General features: G+C 67.9%; 15 protein-coding genes. 2 read left to right on the plus strand and 13 right to left on the minus strand.

The window, feature by feature from the left end:
• Positions 1–162: 162 nt before the first annotated feature.
• From tilS to ruvB, 6 genes are all read right to left on the minus strand, one after another.
• Positions 163–1,176, minus strand: coding sequence for a tRNA lysidine(34) synthetase TilS (gene tilS, locus NF699_11780; protein USU03753.1), 1,014 nt, complete (start codon positions 1,174–1,176; stop codon positions 163–165).
• Positions 1,139–2,101, minus strand: a complete 963-nt coding sequence (locus NF699_11785) for a hypothetical protein (GenBank protein USU03754.1) — start codon at positions 2,099–2,101, stop codon at positions 1,139–1,141. Before NF699_11785 ends, tilS begins: the two co-directional genes overlap by 38 nt.
• A gap of 75 nt (positions 2,102–2,176) precedes the next feature.
• The gene (locus NF699_11790) at positions 2,177–3,151 is read right to left on the minus strand and encodes a DUF4115 domain-containing protein (GenBank protein ID USU03755.1); all 975 of its coding nucleotides are present in this window, start codon (positions 3,149–3,151) and stop codon (positions 2,177–2,179) included.
• A 97-nt stretch (positions 3,152–3,248) separates the two neighbouring features.
• Entirely contained in the window at positions 3,249–5,522 is a 2,274-nt protein-coding gene (gene ptsP, locus NF699_11795; protein ID USU03756.1) for a phosphoenolpyruvate--protein phosphotransferase, read from the minus strand.
• A 78-nt stretch (positions 5,523–5,600) separates the two neighbouring features.
• Positions 5,601–5,960 carry a DUF3060 domain-containing protein gene (locus tag NF699_11800; protein USU03757.1) on the minus strand — a complete coding sequence of 120 codons (360 nt, stop codon included), beginning with the start codon at positions 5,958–5,960 and terminating at the stop codon, positions 5,601–5,603.
• Between the two features lie 77 nt (positions 5,961–6,037).
• Positions 6,038–7,060: a Holliday junction branch migration DNA helicase RuvB gene (ruvB, locus tag NF699_11805; protein ID USU03758.1), complete on the minus strand. Its 1,023-nt coding sequence runs from the start codon at positions 7,058–7,060 to the stop codon at positions 6,038–6,040.
• 72 nt (positions 7,061–7,132) lie between these two features.
• Here ruvB and NF699_11810 point away from each other — a divergent pair, with 72 nt between their 5' ends.
• The gene (locus NF699_11810; GenBank protein ID USU03759.1) at positions 7,133–7,729 is read left to right on the plus strand and encodes an exopolysaccharide biosynthesis protein; all 597 of its coding nucleotides are present in this window, start codon (positions 7,133–7,135) and stop codon (positions 7,727–7,729) included.
• 93 nt (positions 7,730–7,822) lie between these two features.
• Here the strand turns inward: NF699_11810 and ruvA are convergent, their stop codons facing one another.
• The 4 genes from ruvA to NF699_11830 all read right to left on the minus strand — a co-directional run bounded on the left by ruvA (position 7,823) and on the right by NF699_11830 (position 10,179).
• Positions 7,823–8,422, minus strand: a complete 600-nt coding sequence (ruvA, locus tag NF699_11815; protein ID USU03760.1) for a Holliday junction branch migration protein RuvA — start codon at positions 8,420–8,422, stop codon at positions 7,823–7,825.
• Positions 8,419–8,925: a crossover junction endodeoxyribonuclease RuvC gene (ruvC, locus tag NF699_11820; protein ID USU03761.1), complete on the minus strand. Its 507-nt coding sequence runs from the start codon at positions 8,923–8,925 to the stop codon at positions 8,419–8,421. The genes ruvA and ruvC overlap by 4 nt, the downstream gene beginning before the upstream one ends.
• The gene (locus NF699_11825; GenBank protein ID USU03762.1) at positions 8,922–9,317 is read right to left on the minus strand and encodes an endonuclease domain-containing protein; all 396 of its coding nucleotides are present in this window, start codon (positions 9,315–9,317) and stop codon (positions 8,922–8,924) included. Before NF699_11825 ends, ruvC begins: the two co-directional genes overlap by 4 nt.
• A gap of 118 nt (positions 9,318–9,435) precedes the next feature.
• The gene (locus tag NF699_11830; GenBank protein ID USU03763.1) at positions 9,436–10,179 is read right to left on the minus strand and encodes a YebC/PmpR family DNA-binding transcriptional regulator; all 744 of its coding nucleotides are present in this window, start codon (positions 10,177–10,179) and stop codon (positions 9,436–9,438) included.
• Between the two features lie 112 nt (positions 10,180–10,291).
• Here NF699_11830 and NF699_11835 point away from each other — a divergent pair, with 112 nt between their 5' ends.
• Positions 10,292–11,758 (plus strand): ATP-binding protein, encoded by a 1,467-nt coding sequence (locus tag NF699_11835; GenBank protein USU03764.1) that lies wholly within the window; start codon positions 10,292–10,294, stop codon positions 11,756–11,758.
• An 18-nt stretch (positions 11,759–11,776) separates the two neighbouring features.
• Here the strand turns inward: NF699_11835 and NF699_11840 are convergent, their stop codons facing one another.
• From NF699_11840 to NF699_11850, 3 genes are all read right to left on the minus strand, one after another.
• Entirely contained in the window at positions 11,777–12,055 is a 279-nt protein-coding gene (locus tag NF699_11840; GenBank protein ID USU03765.1) for a DUF1294 domain-containing protein, read from the minus strand.
• Between the two features lie 49 nt (positions 12,056–12,104).
• Positions 12,105–12,551, minus strand: a complete 447-nt coding sequence (locus NF699_11845) for a nuclear transport factor 2 family protein (GenBank protein ID USU03766.1) — start codon at positions 12,549–12,551, stop codon at positions 12,105–12,107.
• A 71-nt stretch (positions 12,552–12,622) separates the two neighbouring features.
• Positions 12,623–12,889: a DUF2312 domain-containing protein gene (locus tag NF699_11850; protein USU03767.1), complete on the minus strand. Its 267-nt coding sequence runs from the start codon at positions 12,887–12,889 to the stop codon at positions 12,623–12,625.
• Between the last annotated feature and the right edge of the window lie 5 nt (positions 12,890–12,894).

A 12,894-nucleotide genomic window follows, 5' to 3' on the forward strand; every position in this document is an offset into this window, starting at 1 on the left:
TGTCGTTGTCGTTCATCCGCTCAAGATAAGCGTACTCAGGTTAATGGCAATGGAACGGCAGCGCGTATTCGTGACGTCCGACGATGATTCCGGGCGGGTCGACCACCCGCCGCTTTATAAAAGTTTCAAAACCCCGATCGATCGACCAATGCGCGGGGCGTATCAGCCCGATCGCCGCGCCGGCGCAGGGCGGAAGCGCCACTCCGTACCTTGTGGGTTGACCACCACGCCCGCCTGCGTCGCACGCTTGCCGGCGGCGAGTGCGTCCAGCAGCGCCTCGATATTCACCGAATCGCTCCACCGCGGTGCGACGAGGCCGGCGGTGTCGATCACCAGCCCGATCGCGCGGCGGGCGAGGCGCCGCGTCAGTTCCCGCGGCAGGCCGTCCACATCGATCCGCACGACGTTGCCCCTGGCGGACGCGCGGCTCGACCACAGCCATGCGACGATCGCCCGGACATCGCCGTCCGCCTCCGCCAGCGCCGCGGCCGACCGTGCCAGCTGCGGCGGACCGAGCCATTCGTTGGCATCGAGCAGGCGGCGGAAACGGGTGCGATCGTGTGCGGGATCCTGGTTCGAGGGATCGTCGACGAACGGCACCTCCGCGCGCCGGACGATCGCCCGCAATTCGGCACGACGCCACTCGAGCAGCGGTCGGATGACCGTGACGCCGTCGATCGTCGCACGCGGTCGCACGCCCGCCAGCCCGGCGATGCCCGACCCGCGGGCGGCACGCATCAGGAAGGTTTCGGCCTGATCGTCGACGTGATGCGCCGTGGCCAGCACCTCCGCACCCGTCTCGCACGCATGCGCGGCGAGCAAAGCGTATCGGGCGGTCCGCGCCGCCGCCTGAATGCTGGCACCGGCGATCGGTTCGGCGGGGGTTAGAATCGCATGCGGCACGCGCAGCATCGCGCAATGCGCGGCAACCATCGCCGCCTCGTCCGCCGCAGCCGCGCGCAGGCGATGATCGACCGTCACCGCCTGAACCCGCCCCGCGAACGTCGCGGCGGCGAGCGTCAGCATCGCCATGCTGTCCGGCCCGCCGGATACGGCGAACAGCGTCGGTCCACGGGGCTCGTGCCCCAGCGTCCGGATCAGGTCCTGATGGAAACGTTCCGCCTGTCGGGCGAACGGTTCACTGGCATTTGGCGGCGGTGCGGCCCTTTTCGACATCGGCCTTCATCTGTCCGGAGATCTTGGTGGCATAGACATCGGTCAGCTCGCCGTACACCTTGCAGGCGTCGGCAGGCTTGTTGAGCTTCATCAGCGATTGCGCGAGATAATACAGGCTGTCCGGCGCCCGCTCCCCGTCCGGCATCTTCTTGTAATTGTCGTAGAACGCCATCGAGGCGAGGCTCGGCTTGCCTTCATCCAGATAGGCGCGACCCAGCAGATTCTGCGCGAAGCTGGCGCGCCGGTGCTTGGGATAGGCCGCGACCATCTTCTTCAACTGCGCCTCGGCCTGCGGATATTGCTTCGCCGCCCACAGGCGATAGCCATAGGTATATTCATCCTCGGGCGTGTCACCTGTGGCGGGCTTTTCGACGCCAGCGACCGCAACCGGGGCAGCCGCAACATCCTCGGCGGCGGGCCGCGACGCGGTCGCCGTGGGCCGGGACGTCGTCGTGCGCGGGGGGCGACCGGTGGTGCTGGCCGTCGCGCCGCTCGCGGCCGCATCGTCGCCGAGCGGTGTCGACGGCGTGGTCGTCGCCAGCGCGGGCGTCGCAGCGAGGCCGGCGAGCTTCGCATCGGTGCCGCGCTTGTACGCGTCGAACTGGTCCTGCAACTGGCGAAGCTTGTAGCCGGTTTGTTCGATCTGGTCGGTCATGCCGGCCATCTGCTGTTCCAGCGCGGTGACGCGGCTGGTGACATCGGCGACCGCGCTGGTCGCGGGAATGCCGCCGGCCTGCTGCGGCGCATCGGGACGGGTGATCTCGGGCTGAAGATATTGGCCGGCGCCGCCCGGGAACACCTTGCGCTGCACCGCGCGCATTTCGCTTTCGAGCTTGCCGACGCGGCCCTCGACGTTGCTCTGCGCCAGCGCAGCGGCCGGAACGAGAGCGGTTGCGGCGGCGAGCGCCCACATGATCGTACGCATGGTCAAGGCACCCCCCGGCGCGTGGTTGGTTAATGGCACGCCGTCATAGCTGCATCCGGCCACCTGTCGCCAGCCTTAAGGCGCGGAAGAATTTACCGTAGCCGCCGGTTCTTGCGACGACTGGAGGTTGGCACGCTCCGTCTCGCTCAATGCGGGACGCGTCTCGCGCCGGCTGGTGCGCGCGCCGCTGCTCCCGCCGGTCGAGCGATCGACGCCGGTATCACCCGCCGCGCCGGGGCTCGACGTGGCGGCAGCCGCCGGCTGGCCGGACAGGCGCGCAGCGATCGCCTCGCCACTGACGCGGACGTCCTTGATCGCGCGTGATCCGTCGCCGAGCGGAGGAATCGCAGAGCCGTTGAGCGTCACCGCCAACTTGTCCGGACGGCCGACGTTGATCATCGGATTGTTCGCGTTCGCCGGCACCTCGAACCGCTCGCCCGGCTTCATCGTGCCGAGGTACAGCGTCTTGTTGTCCGCATCGTAGACGCGCAGCCATACGTCGTCGCTGGCGGTCAGCACCACCTGGCCACCGGTCGCGGCCGCAGGCCGGGCAGCGGCGGTCGGCGTCGGCGCGATCGTTTGCGCGACGACCGCCTCGCTGGCGCCCGGGGTCCGGTTGCGCGGCTGGAACAGGTTGGTGCCGTACCACAGCCCGACCAGAATGAGCACCGCGAGCGCGATGCCGACACCGGCGATCGCGATACCCCGCGACGGCACGCGAGCGGGATCGGCGGTTTCATAGGGGACATATTCCGGCCGGCGTGGCCCGAGCCGGTCGAGTTCCGCGCGAATGGCCTGGCCGATCGCGACCTCGTCCGCATCGACGGCGCGGGCATAGGCCTTGGAAAAGCCCATCGCGTAGGTCGGCGACGGCAAGGCACTATAATCGCCCGCTTCGAGCGCCTCCAGATGCCGTTGCGGCACACGGGTGCGCGCAGCCACTTCCGCGAGGCTCAGGCCCCGGCTTTCCCGCGCGACACGCAACCTCTCCCCCGGACGTGCCGGCGGAACAGGGTTCGGTGAGGGCTGGCCGGAATCGACCTCGTCCATTCGTGTCTCCAAGGGAGGGCTGCGGATTGCTGACCGGGCGACATTCCCCGATGCCTTGCTGCAAGTCAACGTGAGCGACGCCCGGTTCGCCCGTGGTTTAGGCCAGATCGACGCCGCTTTGGGTCGCCCAGTCGGTCAAAGCGCCGCGCATGTCGCGGGGCGGACGTGCGATCAGTTCGGCGACGAAGCGGCGCAGGGCGGCGGAATCGAGGCTGCGGACCATCGCCTTGATCGGGCCTATCGCCGCCGGCGTGATCGACAGCCGATCGATGCCCAGACCGATCAAAGCCATCGCTTCCAGCGGCCTGCCGCCCATTTCGCCGCACACCGCCAGCGCCACGCCGGCTTCCCGGCACGGCGCGACGACGCGGCTGAGGAAGCGGAGGATCGACGGGCTGAGCCAGTCGTATCGCTCCGCCAGCCGCGGATTGGCGCGATCGGCGGCGAACAGGAATTGCGTCAGATCGTTGGTGCCGACCGACAGGAAATCGATGTCCGGCAGCAGCAGATCGAGCTGGTCGGCGAGCGCAGGCACTTCGAGCATCGCGCCATAGCGGATCTCCACCGGCAGGCGGCGGCCCCGTGCACCGATCCACGCCCGCTGCGCCTCGAACAGCGCCTTGGCCTCGGCGAACTCCCAGGCCTCCGACACCATCGGGAACATGACGTTGAGCGTGCGGCCCGACGCCGCCTCGATCAACGCGCGCGCCTGCACCTTCATCAGGCCATCGCGATGGAGCGCGAGACGCAGCGCGCGCCAGCCCATCGCGGGGTTCTCCTCGTCCGCATGCTCCTTGTTGAGGTAGGGCAAGGCCTTGTCGCCGCCGATGTCGACGGTGCGGAAGATGACGGGCCGATCGCCGGCGGCATCCAGCACCTCCTTGTACAGGCGCTGCTGACGCTCGCGCTGTGGCAGCGTCGCGGAAACGAGGAACTGGAATTCGGTGCGGAACAGGCCGATGCCGTCGGCGCCGGTGACGTCGAGTGCCGCCACGTCGTCGCGCAGGCCGGCATTGACCATCAGCGTGATGCGGTGGCCGTCCTTCGTTTCCGGCGGCACATCGCGCAGCGCGGCAAAGGCGGCCTTCCGCTTCTGACGGAGCGCCAGCTTGGATTCGAACGCCTCGTCCATCGCCGACGACGGGCGGACGAAGACGTTGCCGGCGACCGAATCGAGCAGCAGCAGGTCGCCCTCAGCGATCAGGCGCCGCACGTCGCGCACGCGGCCCAGCACCGGCACGCCCATCGCCCGCGCGACGATGGTGACGTGCGCGGTCAGCGATCCTTCCTCGAGGATCACGCCCTTCAGCCGGCGCTTGTCGTATTCGAGCAGTTCGGCGGGGCCGAGGTTGCGCGCGATCAGGATGGTATCCTGCCGCAGTCCCATCTGCGCCGCAGTGCCCATCTGTCCCGACACGATGCGGAGCAGGCGGTTCGCCAGATCCTCGAGATCGTGCATGCGGTCGGCGAGCAGCGGATCGTCGATCTGGCGCATGCGCTGGCGGGTACGCTGCTGGACGCGCTCGATCGCGGCTTCTGCGGTAAGGCCGCTGTCGATCGCCTCGTTGATCCGGCGCGACCAGCCTTCGTCATAGGCGAACATCTTGTAGGTCTGGAGGACCTCCTCATGCTCGCCGCCGACGCCGAATTCCGCCTCGCGCGTCATCCGGTCGATCTGTTCGCGCATCTTGTCGAAGGCGGCGTAGACGCGGTGGCGTTCGGCGTCGGTATCCTCGGCGACGGTGTGTTCGACGACGATGCGCGGCTGGTGGAAGACGGCATAGCCCGACCCCATCCCCTCGACCAGCTTCTGCCCGGGCAGGCGGACGGCGGCGGTGGATTGCGGCCGGTTGTTGCCGGTGCCGGCGGTGTCGATCAGCCCGGCGTTGGCGATGAGTTCGGACAGCACCATCGCGACGGTCTGCAACGCCTCGATCTCGACGTCCTGATATTTGCGCTGCTCGCTGTGCTGCACCGCGAGCACGCCCACCGCGCGCTCGCGACGGATGATAGGGACGCCGGCGAAGCTGTGGTAGCGTTCCTCGCCCGTTTCGGGCTTGTAGGCGAAGTCCGGATGGCTGGCGGCCTCGTCGAGGTTCAGGACCTCGACGTCCTCGGCGATCGTGCCGACGAGGCCCTCGCCGAGCGCCAGCTTGGTGACGTGCACCGCCGCCTGATCCAGCCCGCGGGTGGCGAACAGTTCCAGCACGCCTTCGCGCAGCAGGTAGATCGAGCAGACCTCGCTATCCATCGCCTCGGCGATGATGCCGACGACGGCGTTCAGCTTGGCCTGCGCCGGGTTGCGACCGGCCATCACGTCATGAAGGCGGGTGAGGATTTCACGGGCGGAGGCGGCGGCGGACACGGGCATTCGCGTTAGCTATCAGACGCCAGCCCCGAGTGCCACGCAACAAAAGGCGCTTGGCGGCGCAGCCCCGCTATCGATCGATTACGGGGCGCGCCGGATGCGATTGTCGGCGCCCGTGCTCAAGACCCGCGGTCGCGCCTTTTCCGGCGCACGCCACGTGATCCTATTGCCGCTTCCGACCACGCGGATCGTGGATTTCGCCGCCAGATCGACCGTCACGATGTTGCCGGCGCCCTGCACCGACAGCAAGGTGCAGGGACCGTTGACGGTGATGGTGTTGCTGGCGCCGTTGATCTGCGCCTCTCCCCCGTCACAATCGATTTCCGAAGCCTGTCCGGCTCCCTGGAAGACCGCCTGTGCCGCGGCGGTCTGCACCCAGCAGCCTGCCGATAGGATCGCCGCCATCGCCAGGATACCGGTGGACTTCGTGGTGGACGGCATGGATCGGCTCCGGATGATGATCGATCCGGACGATAGATCACATCCGGTCCGTCAGCGCAAAGCGGCGACGGCGAGCGTCAGTCGAACAGTCCGTCCTGCGATCCGGCGGGCGGGTTGAGGCCGAGGTGCTTCCAGCCGCCCGCGTTCAGCACGCGCCCGCGGGCGGTGCGGGCGACGAGGCCGAGCTGGATCAGATACGGCTCGATCACCTCCTCGATCGTGTCGCGCGGTTCGGACAGGCCAGCGGCGAGCGTCTCCACGCCGACCGGGCCGCCGCGGTAGATGTCGGCGATCATGTGGAGGTAGCGGCGGTCCATCGCGTCCAGCCCGAGCGAATCGACTTCCAGCCGGTTGAGCGCGCGGTCGGCGGCGGCGCGATCGACGGTCGGCGTGCCGGCGACGTTGGCAAAATCGCGCACCCGGCGCAGCAGGCGGCCGGCGATGCGCGGCGTGCCGCGGGCGCGGCGGGCGATTTCGCTCGCGCCATCGGGGGCGATGCCGAGGTCGAGCAGCCCGGCGGCGCGCGTCACCACCCGCGTCAGTTCCTCGACCGTGTAGAATTGCAGGCGGACGGGTATGCCGAAGCGATCGCGCAGCGGCGTAGTGAGCAGACCCTGCCGCGTCGTCGCGCCGACCAGCGTGAATTTGGGCAGATCGATGCGGACGCTGCGCGCCGATGGCCCCTCGCCGATCATCAGGTCGAGCGCGCGGTCCTCCATCGCCGGGTAGAGCACCTCCTCGACCGCGGGTTGCAGGCGGTGAATCTCGTCGATGAACAGCACGTCGCCGTCCTCGAGGTTGGTGAGCAGCGCGGCGAGGTCGCCCGACTTGGCGATGACCGGGCCGGAGGTCGCGCGGAAACCGACACCCATCTCGCGCGCGATGATCTGCGCCAGCGTCGTCTTGCCGAGACCGGGGGGGCCGAAGAACAGCACGTGGTCGAGCGCGTCGCCGCGCCCGCGTGCCGCCTCGATGAACACGCGCAGGTTCTCGCGCGCCGCCTGCTGGCCGACGAATTCGTCGAGGCTGCGCGGGCGCAGCGCCGCGTCGACATCCTCGGGACGGCGGCTGGCGGAGAGAAGGCGGTCGCTGTCGGTCACGCTTCGTTCCGTAGCGAAGCGTGTCGCAGCGGGCAAACCGGAACGCGCCGCACGTGCTCTCGTTTGTCGGTGATGGCAGACGAACCGCAGAGCATCGGCGATATTCTCGATACGTTGGAAGAGCTTGCCGGCAAGGACGAGCGCGTGTCGCTGGGCGATGCGATTCAGGCGTTCGGCAATCGCAGCTATGGCCCGTTCCTGGTGTTGTTGCCGTTGATCGAGCTGTCGCCGATCGGCGGCATCCCGGGCGTACCGACCGCGATCGCGGCGATCATCATCCTGATCGCCGGGCAGATGGTGTTCGGTCGCAAGCATCTGTGGCTGCCGGGCTTCGTCGAGCGGCGGAGCGTGTCGGCGGACGCATTGTGCAAGGCGACCAACAAGCTGCGCGGGCTGGCGCGGTTCATGGATCGCTGGTTCCACGGCCGGCTGCCGGCGCTGACCAAGGGACCGTTCGTGCGGATCGCGGCAGTGGGGTGCATCGTGCTGGCGCTGACCGTACCGCCGCTGGAACTGCTGCCGTTCGCCAGTTCGGCGCCGATGCTGGCGATCGCGGCGTTCGGGCTGGCACTGCTGGTGCGCGACGGCGCACTGATGATCGCGGCGATCGTGATGGCCTGTGCGGCGCTGGCGATCGGGGCGGGACTGTGGGGTTCTCGAGGTGGTTAGTGCGTCGCGCCTGCCCTCACCCTTTCGCCGCCTTCGGCGTCTTTTCCCTCTCCCGGCGGGAGAGGGAAGCAGCGGCATCACCGCGGAAGGCGCTTAGCTTTTTGCGGCCTTGCGCAGCGCGAGGCGAACCAGGGCATCCAGCGTCGCCGCAGGGCCGAGGTCTTCCTCTGCCGCACCGACCGCATTCGCCGCTTCGGCGGGACGGAAGCCAAGGTTGAGCAGCGCCGACACCGCATCCGCAGCGGCGCCGACGGGCATGACTTGCGCCGCCGCCGCCGGACCGAGGGCCACCGTGCCGACCTTGTCCTTCAATTCGCGGACGATGCGTTCGGCGAGCTTCGGGCCGACGCCATTGGCGCGGGCGACCATCGCCTTGTCCTGCGCGGACACCGCGCGGGCGATCTCCTGCGTGTCGAGTGCCGACAGAATCGCGAGCGCGACGCGCGATCCTACCCCCTGAACACTCGTCAGCAACCGATACCAGTCGCGCTCCTCGGCGCGGGCGAAGCCGACGAGGCGGATCGAATCCTCGGCCACCAGCATCTCGGTGTGGAGCATCGCCGCCTCCCCCACCGGGCCGATCGCAGCGAGCGTGCGAGCGGAGGCGCCAATGAGGTAGCCGACGCCGCCGACGTCGATCACCGCGTAATCCACGCCCGTCGAATCGAGGCGGCCTTTCAGGTGTGCGATCATGCGGTCACTCTGGCACGACGGGCCATGCCTTGGGCAGAGGCGAGATGATGCGCATGCGTGATCGCCACCGCGAGCGCATCGGCGGCGTCCGGGCCGGAGAGCTTCGCGCCGGGCAACAGCACCGCCATCATCGCCTGAATCTGCCGTTTTTCCGCGCCGCCGGTGCCGACGACCGCCTTTTTGACGGTGGAAGGGTGGTATTCGCCGATGTGCAACCCGCTGGATGCGGCGGCGAGCAGCACCACGCCGCGCGCCTGACCCAGCTTGAGGGTGGATTGCGCATTGGTGTTGCCGAGCACCTCCTCGACCGCCGCGCCGTCGGGACGCTCCGCAAGGATGACGTCGATCAGCGCGGCGTGCAGGTTCGACAGGCGGCGGGGGAGCGCCATCGACGGATCGGTCTTGATCTGTCCGTTGGCGATATGCCGCAACCGGTTGCCGTCGGCATGGATGACGCCCCAGCCGGTGGTGCCCAGACCGGGGTCGAGACCGAGGATAATCATCGGGAAAGCCCCTCCTCTTCAGAGGAGGGGTTGGGGTGGAGGACACCCTTCGTCATCCAGCGGGATGGCATGTGGCGGGCCTGATCGAGGATGGTCAGGAGTACGCCCTCCATGTTGGTCATGACGTCGGTGTTGGTAAAGCGCAGGACGGTGACGCCATGCTGATGCTTGAGAAGCGCGTCGCGACGACAATCGTCGTCGGGATCGTGGGTGTGGCCATCGATTTCGATCCCGAGAGCGATCGAGGGGCAGAAGACGTCGAGGATGCGGTTGCCGATCGCGTGCTGACGGCGGAACTTGAAGTCGCCGAGTTGCGAGTTGGACAGGTGGCGCCACAGGCGGAGTTCCGGCTCGGTCGGGTTACGGCGGTTTTGGCGGGCGTTGTCACTCATCTCCACGTATCCTCCACCCCAACCCCTCCTCTGAAGAGGAGGGGCTTTTCTGCTGCTCAGCCAATCCCGTTTAGGGGAAGGGGTTGGGGTGGAGCAGGTCTCACCGAAACCCTACATCTCAGCCCAGCTTTTCCATCACCTCGTCGGACACTTCGTAATTGCCCCATACCGTCTGGACGTCGTCATCGTCGTCGAGCGTGTCGATCAGCTTGAACAGCGTCGCGGCGTCGCCCTCATCGACCGACACCATCACCTGCGGGCGCCACGCGAGCTTCGCACCCTCGAACTCGCCCAGCACCGACTCCAGCGCCCTGGCGACTTCGTGCAGGTCGCCGACCGCCGTCCAGATCTCGTGGCCATCCTCGGACGAGGTGACGTCCTCGGCACCGGCTTCCAATGCCGCCTCAAACACCTTTTCGGCGTCGCCGGCGGATGCCGGATAGGAGATCAGGCCGACGCGGTCGAAGGCGTGGCTGACCGAACCGGACGCACCGAGATTGCCGCCGTTCTTGGCGACGGCGGTACGGACGTTGGTCGCGGTGCGGTTGCGGTTGTCGCTCAGGGCCTCGATGATCAGCGACACGCCGCCGGGGCCGAAGCCCTCGTAGCGAATTTCCTCGTAATTCTCGGTGTCGCCCTTCGACGCCTTGTCGATCGCGCGCTGGATGTTGTCCTTGGGGACCGACTGCGCCTTGGCAGCGTTGACCGCAGCGCGGAGGCGCGGGTTCATGTCGGGGTCGGGAAGACCCATCTTCGCCGCGACGGTGATTTCGCGGGAAAGCTTGGAAAACATGCCCGAGCGCTTCTTATCCTGCGCGCCCTTGCGGTGCATGATGTTCTTGAACTTGGAATGGCCTGCCATGACTGCCTCTAACCGATAATCGCATCGCCCTTAGGCCGGTGAGGCGGTTTTCGCCAGACCGAGCCACACGCCCCTTGCCCCGCACCCCCACGATACGCCAAACGCGGACGCAATGACCGTCAGCGTAGACATGGGCAGCGACGATCGCGGCGCACCCGTGACCATGGACCTCGAAGAACTGCTCGCCACCCGATTGCTCGTCCAGGGCAATTCGGGGTCGGGCAAGTCGCACCTGCTGCGCCGCCTGCTCGAAGGATCGGCGGGTCAGGTGCAGCAGGTGGTGATCGATCCGGAGGGCGACTTCGTCACGCTCGCCGGGCCGTACGGTCACGTCGTGATCGAGGCGGCGGATTATTCGGTCCCCGAAATCGCCCGGATCGCCACCCGGCTTCGCGAACACCGCGCGTCCGTCGTGCTGAGCCTCGAGGGGCTGGAGGCGGAGGGGCAGATGCGCTGCGCCGCCGCGTTCCTGTCGGCGCTGTTCGATGCCCCACGCGAACATTGGTATCCGGCGCTGGTGGTGGTGGACGAGGCGCAGTTGTTCGCGCCTACGACGGGCGGCGAGGTCGCCGAAGAGGTGCGGCGCGCATCGCTGTCGGCGATGACCAACCTGATGTGCCGCGGGCGCAAGCGCGGGCTTGCCGGCGTGATCGCAACGCAGCGGCTGGCCAAGCTCGCCAAGAACGTCGCGGCAGAGGCGTCGAACTTCCTGATGGGCCGCACCTTTCTGGACATCGACATGGCGCGCGCCGCCGACTTGCTTGGCATGGAGCGGCGGCAGGCCGAATCGATCCGCGATCTGGCGCGCGGCACCTTCCTCGCGCTGGGGCCGGCGGTGTCGCGGCGGCCGATCACGGTGAAGATCGGTCAGGTCGCCACCTCGGCGCGCAGCGGCAGCCCCAAGCTGACGCCGCTACCAGCCTCGCCGGCGGAGAATTTGCAGCAACTCATCTTCGCGCCCCCACCCGAAGAAGCGCCGCAGCTGCCGATGAGCTTCGAGTCGCGCCCGCGCCGGGTGCCGGCCGACGAATTGCTCGACACGATCGAGCGGCCGATGTCGCAGCAGACGACGCTGGCGCCGCTGCCCGACAAGTCGGACGGCGAGGTCGAAGCGATCTACGCCGCCGTGCTGGAGGCGATCGTCGCGGATCGCGATTCGGCGCTGCGTCCGCCATCGGTGCTGTTCCAGGATTTCCAGGTCCGCTGCCGGATGGCGGGGCTGGCGAAACCGCCGCTCGACCTGCCCGGCTTCACCCGGCGGCTGTCGGCGGCGCGGGCGGGCATCTTCGACGTCACCGACCCGCAATGGGCGGAGGCGATGGAGCTCGCCTATTCGCTGCCCGACGACATGATCGGCGCGTTCCTGCTGGTCGCCCGCGCGGCGAAGGGCGGCGAGCCGTGCCCCTCGGACGCGGCGATGGCAGAGACCTACGGCACCAGCTCGCTGGGGCGGGTACGGCGGCTGATCGGATATATCGAAAGCCGCGAGCTGTTCGTTGCGCGGGTCGACCTGTCGGGCAAGCGATCGATCACGATCCCGCGGCTGGGCTGGACGACGGCGGCAAGCGAGGCAGCGTAACTCCGATCCGATCGGCGATTACCAGATCGCCAGCGTCGCCAGTCCGATAAGCACGCCGGCATGCACCATCGCGATCAGGTCGAGGTAGGTCGCGAACGGCTGTTTGCGCGTCTTGTGGCGGAACCGTCGTCGCGCCCACAGAGCACCCGGCGATCCGCCGAAAAAGGCGAGGCTCAGCAACGTCGATTCGCGCACCCGCCAGCCACCGCTGCTTGCGCGCGCCTTGTCATGGGCGAAGGTCAGCACGGTCAACAGGTTGATCACGACCAATGCGAGCAGCAGTGCGATGAAGGTCATGACCGCATGATCGCCAAACCCACTTACGAAAGCGTTGCTCCGCGTTCCGCTATTTCGCCGACGGCATCGGAGTATATTGCGCCGACAGCAGCCGCCAGCCCCGCCCGCTGCGTACCGCGACATAGCGGGCGCGCATCGATCGGGTCGCCGATACGCCGTCCGGCCGCGTCATGGTGAATGAGAGCCGCTCCGTCTCGATCGCGAACGTCCCGTGCAGGCTGGTGCGACGATCGGCACGCTCGATCGCCGGTCCCGCCCGCCGCTGGTCGGCGCGATAGAAACCGAGCACCTTCGCCCGATCGTCGACGTCGCCGACCGGCGAGATTTCCTGATAATCGGGTGCGAGCGTGTTGCCGAGCGCCGCCTCGTCGAATGCGGCGCGGGCCGCGTTGAACCGGTCGACCACGCGCTCCACCGAAGCGATATCGGATGTGCCCGCCGCCGTGGCGGACGCCGCGATCGTCGAAAACAGGGCGGCGGCAAAACGATAGCGCATCGGCAGCATCCTCGCACAGGTGAGTTATGCAAGTAATACGGCCGAGTCCGCAGCGTCAAGCCGCCGTCGGATCAGATCATGCCGAGCGCCTGCATGTACACCTCGAGGATCGCCTCCTCCTCTTGGTACTCTTCCTTCTTCTTCTTGCGGATCGACAGGATCTTGCGGATCGCCTTGGGATCGTATCCGCGACCCTTGGCCTCGGCCATCACGTCCTTGATGTCGTCCGAGATGCCCTTCTTCTCTTCTTCGAGGCGCTCGGCGCGCTCGATCAGCAGGCGCAGTTCGTCCGCTGCGACCTGTCCGCCGCCCATGCCTTCTTGCCGTTCGTCCGCCATTGTCC

It is taken from the genome of Sphingomonadaceae bacterium OTU29LAMAA1 (assembly GCA_024072375.1).
Taxonomy (GTDB): domain Bacteria; phylum Pseudomonadota; class Alphaproteobacteria; order Sphingomonadales; family Sphingomonadaceae; genus Sphingomonas.

Excerpts from the sequence above, each read along its gene's own strand:
- NF699_11800 (USU03757.1), bottom strand. The coding sequence starts at position 5,960 with ATGCCGTCCACCACGAAGTCCACCGGTATCCTGGCGATGGCGGCGATC.
- ruvC (USU03761.1), bottom strand. The coding sequence starts at position 8,925 with ATGATTATCCTCGGTCTCGACCCCGGTCTGGGCACCACCGGCTGGGGC.
- NF699_11835 (USU03764.1), top strand. The coding sequence starts at position 10,292 with ATGACCGTCAGCGTAGACATGGGCAGCGACGATCGCGGCGCACCCGTG.
- NF699_11825 (USU03762.1), bottom strand. The coding sequence starts at position 9,317 with ATGAGTGACAACGCCCGCCAAAACCGCCGTAACCCGACCGAGCCGGAA.
- ruvA (USU03760.1), bottom strand. The coding sequence starts at position 8,422 with ATGATCGCACACCTGAAAGGCCGCCTCGATTCGACGGGCGTGGATTAC.
- NF699_11785 (USU03754.1), bottom strand. The coding sequence starts at position 2,101 with ATGCGTACGATCATGTGGGCGCTCGCCGCCGCAACCGCTCTCGTTCCG.
- ptsP (USU03756.1), bottom strand. The coding sequence starts at position 5,522 with ATGCCCGTGTCCGCCGCCGCCTCCGCCCGTGAAATCCTCACCCGCCTT.
- NF699_11830 (USU03763.1), bottom strand. The coding sequence starts at position 10,179 with ATGGCAGGCCATTCCAAGTTCAAGAACATCATGCACCGCAAGGGCGCG.
- tilS (USU03753.1), bottom strand. The coding sequence starts at position 1,176 with ATGTCGAAAAGGGCCGCACCGCCGCCAAATGCCAGTGAACCGTTCGCC.
- NF699_11850 (USU03767.1), bottom strand. The coding sequence starts at position 12,889 with ATGGCGGACGAACGGCAAGAAGGCATGGGCGGCGGACAGGTCGCAGCG.
- NF699_11810 (USU03759.1), top strand. The coding sequence starts at position 7,133 with ATGGCAGACGAACCGCAGAGCATCGGCGATATTCTCGATACGTTGGAA.
- NF699_11845 (USU03766.1), bottom strand. The coding sequence starts at position 12,551 with ATGCGCTATCGTTTTGCCGCCGCCCTGTTTTCGACGATCGCGGCGTCC.
- NF699_11840 (USU03765.1), bottom strand. The coding sequence starts at position 12,055 with ATGACCTTCATCGCACTGCTGCTCGCATTGGTCGTGATCAACCTGTTG.
- NF699_11790 (USU03755.1), bottom strand. The coding sequence starts at position 3,151 with ATGGACGAGGTCGATTCCGGCCAGCCCTCACCGAACCCTGTTCCGCCG.